15 protein-coding genes are annotated in these 12,409 nt (G+C 71.9%); 4 read left to right on the top strand and 11 right to left on the bottom strand.

Going from position 1 to position 12,409, the window contains the following annotated elements; all coding sequences use genetic code 11:
* Nucleotides 1–10: 10 nt before the first annotated feature.
* From ABEG17_RS05970 to ABEG17_RS06005, 8 genes are all read right to left on the bottom strand, one after another.
* Complete coding sequence (locus ABEG17_RS05970) at nucleotides 11–454, bottom strand: hypothetical protein (RefSeq protein ID WP_406832367.1); 444 nt, start codon at nucleotides 452–454, stop codon at nucleotides 11–13.
* Nucleotides 454–1,542, bottom strand: a complete 1,089-nt coding sequence (locus tag ABEG17_RS05975) for a P1 family peptidase (protein ID WP_406832368.1) — start codon at nucleotides 1,540–1,542, stop codon at nucleotides 454–456. The genes ABEG17_RS05970 and ABEG17_RS05975 overlap by 1 nt, the downstream gene beginning before the upstream one ends.
* Nucleotides 1,543–1,546: 4 nt before the next feature.
* Complete coding sequence (locus ABEG17_RS05980; RefSeq protein ID WP_406832369.1) at nucleotides 1,547–1,918, bottom strand: VOC family protein; 372 nt, start codon at nucleotides 1,916–1,918, stop codon at nucleotides 1,547–1,549.
* Nucleotides 1,915–2,370: an N-acetyltransferase family protein gene (locus ABEG17_RS05985; protein WP_406832370.1), complete on the bottom strand. Its 456-nt coding sequence runs from the start codon at nucleotides 2,368–2,370 to the stop codon at nucleotides 1,915–1,917. The genes ABEG17_RS05980 and ABEG17_RS05985 overlap by 4 nt, the downstream gene beginning before the upstream one ends.
* A gap of 213 nt (nucleotides 2,371–2,583) precedes the next feature.
* Nucleotides 2,584–2,874 (bottom strand): DUF3263 domain-containing protein, encoded by a 291-nt coding sequence (locus ABEG17_RS05990; protein ID WP_406832371.1) that lies wholly within the window; start codon nucleotides 2,872–2,874, stop codon nucleotides 2,584–2,586.
* Nucleotides 2,875–2,998: 124 nt separating this feature from the next.
* The gene (locus ABEG17_RS05995; protein ID WP_406832372.1) at nucleotides 2,999–3,520 is read right to left on the bottom strand and encodes a hypothetical protein; all 522 of its coding nucleotides are present in this window, start codon (nucleotides 3,518–3,520) and stop codon (nucleotides 2,999–3,001) included.
* Between the two features lie 139 nt (nucleotides 3,521–3,659).
* Complete coding sequence (locus ABEG17_RS06000) at nucleotides 3,660–5,036, bottom strand: pyridoxal phosphate-dependent decarboxylase family protein (RefSeq protein WP_406833142.1); 1,377 nt, start codon at nucleotides 5,034–5,036, stop codon at nucleotides 3,660–3,662.
* A 3-nt stretch (nucleotides 5,037–5,039) separates the two neighbouring features.
* Nucleotides 5,040–5,699, bottom strand: a complete 660-nt coding sequence (locus tag ABEG17_RS06005) for an HAD family hydrolase (RefSeq protein WP_406832373.1) — start codon at nucleotides 5,697–5,699, stop codon at nucleotides 5,040–5,042.
* A 122-nt stretch (nucleotides 5,700–5,821) separates the two neighbouring features.
* On the opposite strand from ABEG17_RS06005, the gene ABEG17_RS06010 reads away from it, so the two are divergent.
* The 4 genes from ABEG17_RS06010 (at nucleotide 5,822) to ABEG17_RS06025 (ending at nucleotide 9,500) form a co-directional block, all read left to right on the top strand.
* Nucleotides 5,822–6,499 (top strand): uracil-DNA glycosylase, encoded by a 678-nt coding sequence (locus ABEG17_RS06010; RefSeq protein WP_406832374.1) that lies wholly within the window; start codon nucleotides 5,822–5,824, stop codon nucleotides 6,497–6,499.
* Nucleotides 6,496–7,359, top strand: coding sequence for an SGNH/GDSL hydrolase family protein (locus tag ABEG17_RS06015; protein ID WP_406832375.1), 864 nt, complete (start codon nucleotides 6,496–6,498; stop codon nucleotides 7,357–7,359). The genes ABEG17_RS06010 and ABEG17_RS06015 overlap by 4 nt, the downstream gene beginning before the upstream one ends.
* Nucleotides 7,360–7,522: 163 nt before the next feature.
* The gene (locus ABEG17_RS06020; RefSeq protein ID WP_406832376.1) at nucleotides 7,523–8,692 is read left to right on the top strand and encodes an acyl-CoA dehydrogenase family protein; all 1,170 of its coding nucleotides are present in this window, start codon (nucleotides 7,523–7,525) and stop codon (nucleotides 8,690–8,692) included.
* A gap of 43 nt (nucleotides 8,693–8,735) precedes the next feature.
* Nucleotides 8,736–9,500, top strand: coding sequence for an SDR family NAD(P)-dependent oxidoreductase (locus tag ABEG17_RS06025; RefSeq protein WP_406832377.1), 765 nt, complete (start codon nucleotides 8,736–8,738; stop codon nucleotides 9,498–9,500).
* 48 nt (nucleotides 9,501–9,548) lie between these two features.
* Here the strand turns inward: ABEG17_RS06025 and ABEG17_RS06030 are convergent, their stop codons facing one another.
* The 3 genes from ABEG17_RS06030 to gabT all read right to left on the bottom strand — a co-directional run bounded on the left by ABEG17_RS06030 (nucleotide 9,549) and on the right by gabT (nucleotide 12,392).
* Nucleotides 9,549–10,346, bottom strand: coding sequence for an SDR family NAD(P)-dependent oxidoreductase (locus ABEG17_RS06030; RefSeq protein WP_406832378.1), 798 nt, complete (start codon nucleotides 10,344–10,346; stop codon nucleotides 9,549–9,551).
* Nucleotides 10,347–10,386: 40 nt separating this feature from the next.
* Nucleotides 10,387–10,845 (bottom strand): hypothetical protein, encoded by a 459-nt coding sequence (locus tag ABEG17_RS06035; RefSeq protein ID WP_406832379.1) that lies wholly within the window; start codon nucleotides 10,843–10,845, stop codon nucleotides 10,387–10,389.
* Between the two features lie 215 nt (nucleotides 10,846–11,060).
* Complete coding sequence (gene gabT / locus ABEG17_RS06040; protein WP_406832380.1) at nucleotides 11,061–12,392, bottom strand: 4-aminobutyrate--2-oxoglutarate transaminase; 1,332 nt, start codon at nucleotides 12,390–12,392, stop codon at nucleotides 11,061–11,063.
* Nucleotides 12,393–12,409 lie beyond the last annotated feature (17 nt).

Raw genomic sequence — 12,409 nt, forward strand, 5'->3', positions numbered from 1 at the left:
AGGCTGTCGGCTAGGACACGAGGGTGCGCAGGGTGGCATCAGCCTCCGAGGACACGGGGTCCTCCAGGTCGCCGACGAAGACGACCTGGGCCTCGCGGGCCGGGTTGGAGTCGAGCTCGGCCAGGACGGTCCGGAAGGCCGCGAGGTTGGGGTGCTCCATCGAGGTGCACGCCTCGGCCGGACGCAGCGTCTCGACGGCCGCCTCGAGCTGCGAGCGGGACAGGGGGTAGGTCGCGGTCCCCTGCGCGTGGCCGACGATCTTGGCCAGCACCACTGCCGGCAGCCCGTGCGTCCCGCCCGGGCCGTTGACGTGCGGGAACTCCAGCTCGGGGGAGCTCGACGCGGGACTGATTCCCACGCCGTACGCCACCGGCGCCTGCCACCCGTCGATGGTCGCGGCCAGCGCGTCCTTGATCGCAGCGAGGCCTTCGGGTGTGCTCCAGTCGTTGCTCATCACCCCATCCTGACAGCCGAGGGGAACGCGTCGCGGTAGGAGCGCAGGTCCACCGTGCCATTGGCAACCGAGGTGGCGGCGAGGACCGCGTGGGCGACCGCCCGGGTGACGCAGTCGCCGGCAGCCACCATCAGCGCGTGCAGCGACGGCAGGTCGGGCACCGGCTGCTCCCCCGTGGCGAGGGTGAACAGGGTGTCGCCGTCCAGCAGCGTGTGCACCGGGTGCAGCGCCCGGGCGAGGCCGTCGTGACCGAGCCCGCTCACCTTCTGGCACTCCGCCTTGGTGAGGGTGGCGTCGGTCGCGATGACGCCGATCGTCGTCGCCGTGCCGGGCCGGATCGGTCGCCCGTCGTATGCCGCGTCGGCCCGTTCGCGGGCCGCGCGCAGGTCCGCCTCGGTCGGGGCGCCGAGGTGGTCGAACTCGCCACCGAAACCGAACCGGGCGCCCCACAGCTCTCCCGTCCGGTCGTCCACCGCCGAGCCGATGGCATTGACCGCGACCAGGGCAGCGACGGTGGTCCCGTCGTCGAGCACCGCACTGGCAGAACCGATCCCGCCCTTGAGGCCGCCGACCTTGGCGCCGGTGCCCGCTCCGACACAGCCCTGCTCGACGACCACAGTGTCGGCCCGGTGGGCCCGGTCGGCCCGGCCGGCCGGTGGTCCGACGGCGGCGTCGAACGCGGCGGCGCCATCGGCAGCGCCCGGTGCGTTCCCGAACTCACCACCGCGCCCGAGATCGAACAGCACCGCGCCCGGCACGATCGGCACCACCTGGCCCGGCTCGCCCATCGGCCAGCCGAGCCCGGCGGCATACAGGCGTTGCACCACCCCGTCCGCGGCGGCGAGACCGAACGCGCTGCCGCCGGTGAGCACGACGGCGTTGACCCGGTCGACGAGGTTGCGGGGGTCGAGCAGGTCGGTCTCGCGGGTGCCCGGGGCGCCGCCACGCACGTCGACACCGGCCACCGCTCCTGCTTCGGGAGCGAGGACGACCGTGGCACCGGTGAGCCAACCGGGCTCGGTGCGGGTGGCGTGCCCGACACGCACTCCGGGGACGTCGGTCAGGGTGTTGGTCGGTCCGGGCCGCACGCGCTCAGCCCTCAGGGGCGTCGATGACGCAGAAGCGGTTGCCGTCCGGGTCGGCGAGGACGACGAAGTCGTGCGGCTCCTCGGGGTAGGGCCAGTCCTCGACCCGGCTGGCCCCGAGCTGCAGGAGCCGCTCCACCTCGCTGTCCTGGTCGGGCGTGTAGAGGTCGAGGTGCACGTGCGGGAAGGGCTCCGGTCGGGTCTCGCCGAGGTTGAGCGAGAGGTTGGGGCCGCCACCGTCCCTGGGCTGGAGGATCACCCAGTCCGGCTCGGGCTCATAGCGCGGCTCGTAGCCGAGGGCCTGCGTCCAGAAGGCCATCGCCCTCGGCACGTCGGAGACGTTGACGACGATCGAGCCGATCCGCAGGCCACGGGTCACGACAGCTCCAGATGGTGGGCCGCGGCGTGCGGGACGAACCCGACCCGCTCGACCATCGGACGGGTGAACTTCCCTGCCGTCATCCGGACCTCGGCGAGTCCCTGGGACCGCGACCAGCCGACGGACGCTTGCAGGAGGTGCTCGCCGACACTCATCCCGCGGTGGGTGGGTCGCACGAAGAAGGTGTCGATGATCAGGATCCCGCCGGCGTCGCCGCGACCGGGCCAGGGCAGCGCGGGCACGACTGCGGCCTGGAGGTACCCCGCGTGCTGGTCGCCCACCTCGGCGATCCACGCCGGCCGGCTGCGGACCTGGGCGGACCAGGCGCGGGCGAACCTGTCGAGGAACCCTGGCTCCGGGGTGCCCCCGCGGTGCAGCGCGCACTGCAGCGTCAGGCCGGCGACGACCAGGGCGTCGTCGGGTCCCGCAGGGCGGGTGCGCACGTCGGTCACGGCCGCAGTCAAGCACGCGGAGGCGGTATGGCGCGCGCAGAGCCCGCACGCGCCATACCGCCCGCGGATCGCCGGGCCCCCGGGTTTGGGGGCCAGAAGGTGAACCATTGCTCACCTTCTGGCCCCCAAACCCGCGAAGCAGGTAGGTTCCCGCGGACACAGCGACGCCCGTCCAGTCGATTCTGGACGGGCGTGACTGTGTCTGGGTGCTGCCTACAGCTGGATGCCGAGCCTGCGGGCGCTGCGGGCGCGCTGGCGCGAGGCACGCAGCCGGCGGAGCCGCTTGATGAGCATCGGGTCGGCCTCGAGCGCGGCCGGGGAGTCGATGAGGGCGTTGAGCACCTGGTAGTAGCGGGTGGCGCTCATGTCGAAGAGCTCCTTGATGGCCTGCTCCTTGGCCCCGGCGTACTTCCACCACTGCCGCTCGAAGGCGATGATCTCGCGGTCGCGCTCGCTCAGCCCTGCTGCGGCGCTGACGTGATCCTGCTCGTGTGCGGCGTTCACTCTCGACCCTTCGTGACGGTGCCTTGCGAGGGCAACTATACGGAGGGAATCACACGCTTGTCATTCTGTTCGGCGCGTCGGCCAGCACTGGAGTCCAGGCCCTGCCACACCAGTCCCAGCAGCCTCACAGGGCAACTGTGGACCGCGCGGCGGACCCTCGCGGAGCGGACCCGACCGCCAGGTCGGCCCGTACGGACGCACGCAGCGGCAGCAGCGCGAGGGCGAGACCCACGGCTCCGTAGAGGGGGTGGAACCACGAGACCGCGGGCAGGTAGACCAGCTCGAGGACGATCCACAGCACCTGCCCCGCCCCGAGGACCATCGCCGCGAGCCACGACCAGTGTTCGCCCGTCAGGCGCTGGGCCCAGCCCAGCCAGGCCCATCTCGACCTGCGCAGCATGCCCCTCGCGGTCACGAGGGACCCCACCCCGAAGCCGAGCATCAGCACCAGGCCGGGCACCACCCAGCTGGAGACGAGGGGGATCTCGTCGAGCCAGTCGGCGGGAGGGCGCACCTGCGACCCCCCGAGGCCGGTCGTCATGACGAACCCACCGGCGACCGCGGTCAACCCCAGGAAGCCGAGCAGCAGGACCACGGCCCATTCCGCGAGCGGGCGGGTCACCGCCCTGTGCGCCGTCACGACCATGACCACCACCGTCCCCTCCGACTCCAGCCAAGTCGGTGCGGCCGCGCAGGGGCAGGGCCCAAGGTCACGAACTCTGCGCGGTCAGGCTCCCTTCGCGGCAGGATCCCTGCGCGGTCACGAACGGGGTGGTCGCGGGCCCTCAGGCCATCGTGTCGAGGATGGCGGTGATGTCCTCCTCGGAGGTCCTCGGGTTGACGATGGCGAACCGCGTCAGCGTCTCGCCGTCATGCGACGTGGGCACGACGAAGGCGAACTGGTCGGCCAGCAGCCGGTCGGACCACTGCTGGTACTCCGCCGGTGTCCAGCCGATCCGCCTGAACACCACGACCGACAGGTCGGGCTCGCGCACGACCTCGACGTGGTCGCGGCGCGCGATCTCCTCGGCGGCGAACCGGGTCACGGCCAGGGTCCGCTCGACGGCGTCGGTGTAGGCCCTCGTCCCGTGGGTGGCGAGACTGAACCAGAACGGCAGGCCGCGCGCCCGACGGGTCAGGCCGACGGAGTAGTCGGTCGGGTTCCAGTCCGGGGTGCCGGTGAGGACGTCGAGGTATGACGCGTGCTGGGTGTGCGCGGCCCTCGCCAGGGCCGGGTCGCGGTAGAGCAGGGCGCAGCAGTCGAACGGGGCGAAGAGCCACTTGTGCGGGTCGACGATGAACGAGTCCGCGTGCTCGATCCCGGCGTAGAGGTGGCGCACCGAGGGCGCGGCGAGGCCGGCGCCGCCGTAAGCGCCGTCGACGTGGAACCAGATCCCGAACTCCCGGCACACCGCGGAGACCGACTCGAGGTCGTCGACGATGCCGAAGTTGGTCGTCCCGGAGGTGGCGACGACGGCGAAGAAGGTCTCGGGGCCGTGCTCGAGCAGGACCTCGCGCAGCAGCGGCCCCGTGAGGCGGCCGGAGTCGTCCACCTCGACCCCGACGAACTCGGCATCCATGACGTCGCACGCCGACTGGATCGAGGAGTGCGCGCCATGGGTGGCTGCCACCCTCCACGGGCGGGCCCCCTCACCACGGCGGCCCTGGTGGGTCGCCTCCATCCGGGCGGTGTGGCGGGCGGCGACCAGGGCGGAGAGGTTGCCGATCGTGCCGCCGGGGACGAAGACGCCACCCGCCTCGGACGGCAGGCCAACGAGGTCGGCGATCCAGCGCAGGGCCTGGTTCTCGGCATACACCGCTCCGGCACCCTCGAGCCAGGAGCCGCCGTAGATCGACGAGGCGCCGACGACGAGGTCGAACATCGCCGACGCCTCGGTCGGAGCGCACGGGATGAAGGACAGGTAGCGCGGATGGTCGGTGGAGATGCAGGCGGGAGCCAGGTCCTCCTCGAACAGCTTGAGCGCCGCCAGGCCGCCGATGCCGTCGGGGGTGATCGTCATCCCGGCCGCGGCGTCGAGCTCGGCAGGGGTCCGCGGCCCGTCGAGCGGGACCGGGTCGAGCTTCAACCGGTCGGCGGAGTAGGCGAGGATCGCGTCGCCGAGGACTTCGAGCTGCTGGTCGCTGTAGCCGTGCACCCGCAGAGTCTAGGGCCGGGGCGACCCGAGCAGCTCGGCCCTCAGGCCGACCGCGTCGTCGACGACGGCGAGGGGGCCGGCGGCCTCCAGGGCGGGTCGGGTGCCGGCGCCCCAGGTGACGGCCAGCGCGCCCATACCGGCCGCCCGAGCCGCTTGGACGTCCACGGTCGCGTCCCCGATGTAGACGCACTCGGCAGGCCCGACGCCCAGTCGTCGCGCAGCATGCAGGAGGGGCGCGGGGTCGGGCTTGTGCACCGGCGTGGACTCCATGCCCGCCAGCACGTCGATGCGGGTGGCGAGGCCGACCGCGCGCAGGCCGAGCTCGACGGTCGCGGCCTTCTTGGACGAGACGACCCCGGTGCGCGCACCCGCGGCGTGGAGGTCGTCGAGCAGCTCGGGGATGCCGTCGACCGTCTGGATCAGCTCGTCGTGGTTGTCGAGGTTCCAAGCCCGGTAGACGTCGGTGAGCTCAGCGCCGCGACCCGGGTAGCGCTCCTCGAGCACCGGCTGCAACGGGCGACCGATCCACGAGCGCACCTCGTCGTCGTGCGCCGACTCCCCCAGCACGGAGGTGAGGGCGTGCCGGTAGGACGCGACGATCAGCGGGATGGTGTCGGCGAGGGTGCCGTCGAAGTCGAAGAGCACCACGGGCCAGCGCAAGGAGTTCACCGTGCCACCCTAGGCAGCCGCGTCGGCAGGCGGCACTCGGCACTCGGTGTCCAGCCTCGTCGCCGTGCCGTCCGAACGCCCTGAGCGCGACCGCACGCGGGAGGGGGTTTACGTTTCTGGGTATGCCGCCCGCCGCCCTCTCCGAGCTCGTCCACCCTTCGTGGGCAGCGGCGCTCGAGCCGGTCGCGGACACCGTCACGGCGATGGGCGAGTTCCTGCGGGCCGAGGTCGCGGCCGGTCGCGGGTACCTGCCGAGCGGCGACCGGGTGCTGCGGGCGTTCGAGCAGCCGCTGGACGACGTGCGTGTGCTCATCGTCGGCCAGGACCCCTACCCGACGCCCGGCCACGCCGTGGGGTTGTCGTTCTCCGTCGCCCCGGACGTGCAGCCGGTGCCCCGCAGCCTGGTCAACATCCACCAGGAGCTGCAGACCGACCTCGGCGTGCCGCGACCCCGCAACGGCGACCTGTCGCCGTGGGCCGACCGCGGGGTGCTGCTGCTCAACAGGGTGCTGACGGTCCACCCCGGCAAGCCCGCAAGCCACCGGGGCAAGGGCTGGGAGACCGTCACGGCGCAGGCCATCTCGGCCCTGGTGGCTCGCGGCGGCCCGCTGGTCGCGATCCTGTGGGGCCGCGACGCCCGCAACCTCGTGCCCCATCTCGGCGACGTCCCGTCGGTCGAGAGCCCGCACCCCTCACCCCTGTCGGCCCACGCGGGGTTCTTCGGCTCGCGGCCGTTCAGCCGTGCCAACGAGCTCCTGGCCCAGCAGGGTGCCGACCCGATCGACTGGAGCCTGCCGTGACCGATGCGACCCACGCCCCCGAGCTGCCCGAGAACGAGACCCACCTGCCCGAGAGCGGCGGCAAGGTCTGGCACCGCTACGTCGCGATCGGCGACTCGTTCACCGAGGGCATGTCGGACGCCGACCCGCAGCGCGAGAACAGCTACGTCGGCTGGGCCGACCGGCTCGCCGTTCACCTGGCCCAGATCGCCCACGACGCCGAAGGCGACCTCGCCTATGCCAACCTCGCGGTTCGCGGTCGTCTGCTCGCCGACGTCATCGGACCCCAGCTCGACGCCGCGCTGGAGCTGCGCCCCGACCTCGTCTCGATGGTGGGCGGTGGCAACGACATCCTGCGGCCCAAGGCCGACCTCGACGCCATCGCCGACCGGCTCGAGGCAGCCGTGATCCGACTGCGCGAGGCCGGCAGCGATGTCCTGCTGGCGACCCCGACCGACCCGGAGGGCGCTCCCCTGCTGCGCCACCTGCGCGGCCGGCACGCGATCCACTCGGCCAACATCTTCAGCATCGCCCAGCAGCACGGCTGCTACGTCATCAACCAGTGGGGCATGGACGCCCTCAAGGACTTCCGGCTGTGGGCCGACGACCGGATCCACATGACGACCGAGGGCCACCGCCGGGTCGCGCTCAACGCCCTGTCCGCCCTGGGCCACGACACCGACCGGGCCGACTGGAGCACCCCCCTGCCCCCGCTGCCGCCCGTCGGTCGGCGCGAGGCGACGGCAGCCAACGCGGCCTGGGCCAGGACCCACCTGGCCCCGTGGGTGCAGCGTCGGCTGCGAGGCGAGTCCTCTGGCGACACGGTGACCGCCAAGCGGCCCGAGCTCACCCCCGTCGAACCGGCCCCGCGCCATACCTGAGCCCCCTCTCGCCCCCTCCCCGACCCGCAGCAACCTCTGCTAACAGAGGTTGCTGCCCGCGGGGCAGGTAGCAACCTGTCCGTGCGGCAGCAACCTCTGCTCGGTGGCGGGGCCCGACCTCGGCGATTCAGGTAGTAGGACGTCCTACTACTACCCTTGGCCCATGGCTGCCACCCGTCTGATGCCCTCCGAGGAGGGTCAGGACCTCATCGACCTCACCCGCGAGATCTGCGCCAAGGAACTCGCGCCCGTCGTCGACGAGGCCGAGCGCGCTGCGGCGACGACACCGAGGCTCCCGCTCGAGGCGTTCCGGGTGCTGGGGCGGGCCGGCCTGTTGTCGCTGCCCTATGCAGAGGAGTTCGGCGGCGCCGGTCAGCCGTATGAGGTGTACCTCCAGGTGGTCGAGGAGATCGCCTCCGTCTGGATGAGCGTCGCCGTCGGCGTCTCGGTGCACGGCCTCACCTGCTACCCGGTGGCGACCTTCGGCACCGACGAGCAGAAGGCCCGGCTGCTGCCGGACATGCTCTCCGGTGACCAGCTCGGCGCCTACTGCCTCTCCGAGCGCAGCGCCGGCTCCGACGTCGCGGCCATGACCACGCGCGCGGTCCCCGACGACCAGGACGACCCCACGTCGTACCGGCTCAAGGGCACCAAGGCCTGGATCTCGCACGCTGGTCACGCGGACTTCTACACGTCGTTCGTGCGTACCTCCGACGACGGCGGTCGTGGGCTGTCCTGCTTCGTCGTGCCGGGCGGCTCCGAGGGCCTCGCGTTCGGCACCCCCGAGAAGAAGATGGGCCTGCACTGCGACACCGTCAGCGAGGTGCACTTCGAGGGCGTCGACGTCCCGGCCGACCGCCTCGTCGGTGAGCGTGGCCAGGGCATGGCGATCGCCCTGTCGGCCCTCGACTCCGGTCGGCTCGGGATCGCCGCTGCCGCAACGGGTCTCGCGCAAGCCGCGCTCGACCGTGCCGTTGACTACGCGAAGGACCGCCAGCAGTTCGGCCGACCGATCGGCGACAACCAGGGCCTCGCGTTCCTGCTCGCCGACATGGAGGCCGCCGTCACCTCCGCCCGCGCCTCCTACCTCCACGCGGCCCGGCTGCGCGATGCCGGACGGCCGTTCAGCAAGGAGGCCGCGGTCGCCAAGCTCGTCTGCACCGACAACGCCATGCGTGTCACCACCGACGCCGTCCAGGTGCTCGGCGGCGCGGGCTACACCCAGGACTTCCCCCTCGAGCGCTACATGCGCGAGGCCAAGGTGACCCAGATCTTCGAGGGCACCAACCAGATCCAGCGGCTCGTCATCAGCCGCCAGCTGCTCCGCGGCTGACCGGCACCGAACGACTCCTCCCCCATCGAAAGGTCGAGAACCCTTGCAGATCAACGACTCCACCGTCGCCCTCGTCACTGGCGGGGCCTCCGGACTCGGTGGCGCGACCGTCCGCCGCCTGCACGCCGAGGGCGCTGCCGTCGTCATCGTCGACCTTCCGTCCTCCACCGGCCAGGCCCTTGCCGACGAGCTCGGCGACATGGCGCGGTTCGTGCCCGCCGACGTCCGTGACGAGGCCCAGGTGCAGGCAGCCATCGACGCGGCCGGCGAGCTCGGCACCCTGCGGATCGTCGTCAACTGCGCCGGTGTGGCCACCCCGGGCCGGGTCGTCGGCAAGCGCGGCCCACTGGGTCTGGAAAACTTCGCGACCGTCGTCAACATCAACCTGATCGGCACCTTCAACGTGCTGCGCCTCGCCGCCGCAGCGATGCTCACCAACGAGCCCGTCGACGGCGACCGCGGCGTCATCGTCATGACCGCGTCCATCGCCGCCTACGACGGCCAGGTCGGCCAGGCCGCGTATGCAGCGAGCAAGGGCGGCGTCGTCGGCCTCACCCTGAGTGCCGCACGCGACCTCGCCGACAAGGCGATCCGGGTCGTCACCGTGGCGCCGGGCACCTTCGAGACCCCGATGCTCAACGGCCTGCCCGGCGAGGTGAAGGAGCTCCTCGAGAAGCAGGTGCCGCATCCGTCGCGCCTCGGCAAGCCCGACGAGTACGCCAACCTCGTGGCGCACGTCGTCGACAACTCCATGCTCAACGGCGAGGTCATCCGCCTCGACGGCGCGCTGCGCATGCCCCCGCGCTGACCGGCACCTCACGGTCCTGACGCTGCCCCGTTCGAGCGCCCCCGGCATTCAGCGGGGCAGCGCGCGTTCCTCGGTGACGCTGTTGCCTCCGTCGACGACGAGCACCTGACCGGTCGTGTAGCCGGCCCCGGGACTCGCGAGGAAGGCGATCGCGGCGGCGACCTCATCGGCAGTCCCCGAACGCCCGCCCGGCGTGGCCAGGCCCTCGGCAGCCTCGTCCTGCGTCTGCGAACCCGTGGCGATCCATCCGGGTGCCACAGCGTTGACGGTGACCCCGTGGACGGCCTCGTCGACCGCGAGCGCCCGGGTGAGTCCGACCAGGCCGGCCTTCGCGGCGGCATACGCCACCTCGCCGCGCATGCCCATGACGGCGCCGGTGACGCTGGCGACCATGACGACCCGTCCCGAACCGCTGAACCGCAGGTGGGGCAGGGCCGCCCGCGTCACGAGGAACGCGGTGTCGAGGTTGCGCCGCAACGACTCCGACCACCGCTCGGGGGTCGTCGCGGTGAGGTCGCCCTCGAGGTAGTCGGGTTGGCTCGTGGAGACCATCCCCGCGTTGTTGACCAGGACGTCGAGCCGTCCGCCCCACTCCGCAGCCGCCTCGACGAGATCGGCGACCACGTCGGGGTCGGTGAGGTCGCCGACGAGGCCGAGCGCCTCGATCCCCTGGGCCTCGAGCTCGCGGGCCCGGTCCTCGACGCGGCTGGTCGTGGCAACGAGGACGACACCCGCGCCAAGGGCGCCGAGGTGACGCGCAGTGGCGAACCCGATGCCGCTCGGGCTCCCGGCCCCGGTGACGAGGGCGGTGCGGCCGGAGAGGTCGAGGAACGAGGGCAGCGGCATGACGGCAGTCTGCCCCACCACCGCCGACCGCAGGCAGGGATCAGGCGCGGTGGTACTCGACCTCGACGGGGAAGGGCGGGAACTCCGATGTCCGACTGACGCCGGTCGCCTGCCAGCCGTGGCGCGCGTAGAAGCGGCGGGCCCGATGGTTCGCCTCGAGGCACCACAGCCGGGTGGCCGTCGAGGCCTCGAACGCGACCGCGGCCAGGCCGCTCCCCCACAGGTCGGGCCGGACGCCGAGATGCCGCAGGCGCAGCGCGTCGAAGGCGACGAAGCAGGTCAGGCCCTGTTCGTCCTCACCGACCAGCGTCGTCGTCCCCGGGTCCGCGAGGACGTCCCGCCAGCGGGCCAGGACGTCGGCGTCGGGGTACGGGTACTGGTCGGCCGGGAAGACGTGAGCCAAGGCCACGAGGTTGGCGGCCTTCTCGAGGTCCTTGAGCGCCGACGCCTCATCGCTCGTGGCCAGCCGGAGCGAGGGGCAGGTCGCAGCGTCGTCCACGGCACCATCGTGTCAGCCCCCGGCCGCCTCCGGCGCCCGCAGGTGCCAGCGCCGACCGCCCGTGTCCGGGCATGAACAGACCCGGCCACCTCATACGTGGCCGGGTCACTGTCTGTCTAACAGCGTCGGCCGCACCGTCAGGTCACCGACACGCGACGGTGGTGTGAACAGTGGCAGACCTCAGCGGTTCGGGCCTCCAGTGCGCGAGGGCCCGCTCAGACGGACGCGGCGAACGCACCCTCGAGGATGTCGAGGCCCTCGGAGAGCAGCTCGTCACCGGAGGACAGCGGGGGCAGGAAGCGGAAGACGTTGCCGAAGGTGCCGCAGGTCAGCGTCACCAAGCCCTCAGCGTGACAGGCCTTGTTGATCCGCCCGGTGAGGTCGGCGTCGGGCGTCTTCTTGTCCAGGTCGCTGACCAGCTCGACCGCGAGCATGGCGCCGCGGCCGCGGATGTCACCGATGACGCCGTACTTGTCGGCGAGCGCCTCGAGGCGCGGGCGGAACATCGCCTCGACGGCCTTGGCGCGACCACGCAGGTCGTCCTCCTTCATCGTCTCGATGGAGGCGAGGGCAGCGGCGCAGGCGACGGGGTTGCCGCCGTAGGTGCCCCCGAGGCCACCGACGTGGATCGCGTCCATGACGTCCGCGCGCCCCGTGAGGGCCGCGAGCGGCATACCGCCGGCGATGCCCTTGGCGGTCGTGATGAGGTCAGGGACGACGCCCTCGTGCTCGGAGGCGAACCAGTCACCGGTGCGGCAGAACCCGGTCTGCACCTCGTCGGCGATGAACAGGATGCCGTTCTCGGTGCACCAGTCGGCGACCTTCTTGACGAAGCCCGGTGCCGGCACGATGAACCCGCCCTCGCCCTGGATCGGCTCGAGGATGACGGCTGCGGTGTTGTCCTCGCCGACCTGCGCGTGGACGTCGGCGACGAACGCCTCGAACGCCTCGTCGGCGCAGGCCTCGGGGCCGGTGGGCCAGCGGTAGGGGTAGGCCATCTGGACGCGGTAGATCTCGCTCGCGAACGGCCCGAAACGGTGCTTGTAGGGCATGTTCTTGGCGGTCAGCCCCATCGTGAGGTTGGTGCGCCCGTGGTAGGCGTGGTCGAACGCGACGATCCCCTGGCGACCAGTGAAGTGGCGGGCGACCTTGACGGCGTTCTCGACGGCCTCGGAGCCGGAGTTGAACAGCGCCGAACGCTTCGCGTGGGTGCCGGGCGTGAGCTCGTCGAGCGCCTCCGCGACGAGGATGTACTCCTCGTACGGCGTGACCATGAAGCAGGTGTGGGTGAAGTCGTTGATCTGCTTCGTCACCGCGTCGATGACCCGCTGGTTGCCGTTGCCCACCGTGGTCACCGCGATGCCGGAACCGAAGTCGATGAGCTGGTTGCCGTCGACGTCGCGCAGGATGCCGCCGGCCGCCTGCTCGATGTAGACGGGCAAGCCGGTGCCGACACCGGCCGAGACCGCAGCGGTCTTGCGCTGCTGCAGCGCCTGGGACTTCGGGCCGGGGATGCTGGTGGCGAGGACGCGTTTCTGCTCGAGCATGGGGCGAGCATACGACC

Source organism: Pedococcus sp. KACC 23699, assembly GCF_045348425.1.
Classification (GTDB): Bacteria; Actinomycetota; Actinomycetes; order Actinomycetales; family Dermatophilaceae; genus Pedococcus.

Bases quoted from the DNA above. Each gene is read 5' to 3' on its own strand.
- gabT (WP_406832380.1), bottom strand. From the start codon at position 12,392: ATGCTCGAGCAGAAACGCGTCCTCGCCACCAGCATCCCCGGCCCGAAG.
- ABEG17_RS05995 (WP_406832372.1), bottom strand. From the start codon at position 3,520: ATGGTCGTGACGGCGCACAGGGCGGTGACCCGCCCGCTCGCGGAATGG.
- ABEG17_RS06010 (WP_406832374.1), top strand. From the start codon at position 5,822: ATGCCGCCCGCCGCCCTCTCCGAGCTCGTCCACCCTTCGTGGGCAGCG.
- ABEG17_RS06030 (WP_406832378.1), bottom strand. From the start codon at position 10,346: ATGCCGCTGCCCTCGTTCCTCGACCTCTCCGGCCGCACCGCCCTCGTC.
- ABEG17_RS05970 (WP_406832367.1), bottom strand. From the start codon at position 454: ATGAGCAACGACTGGAGCACACCCGAAGGCCTCGCTGCGATCAAGGAC.
- ABEG17_RS06020 (WP_406832376.1), top strand. From the start codon at position 7,523: ATGGCTGCCACCCGTCTGATGCCCTCCGAGGAGGGTCAGGACCTCATC.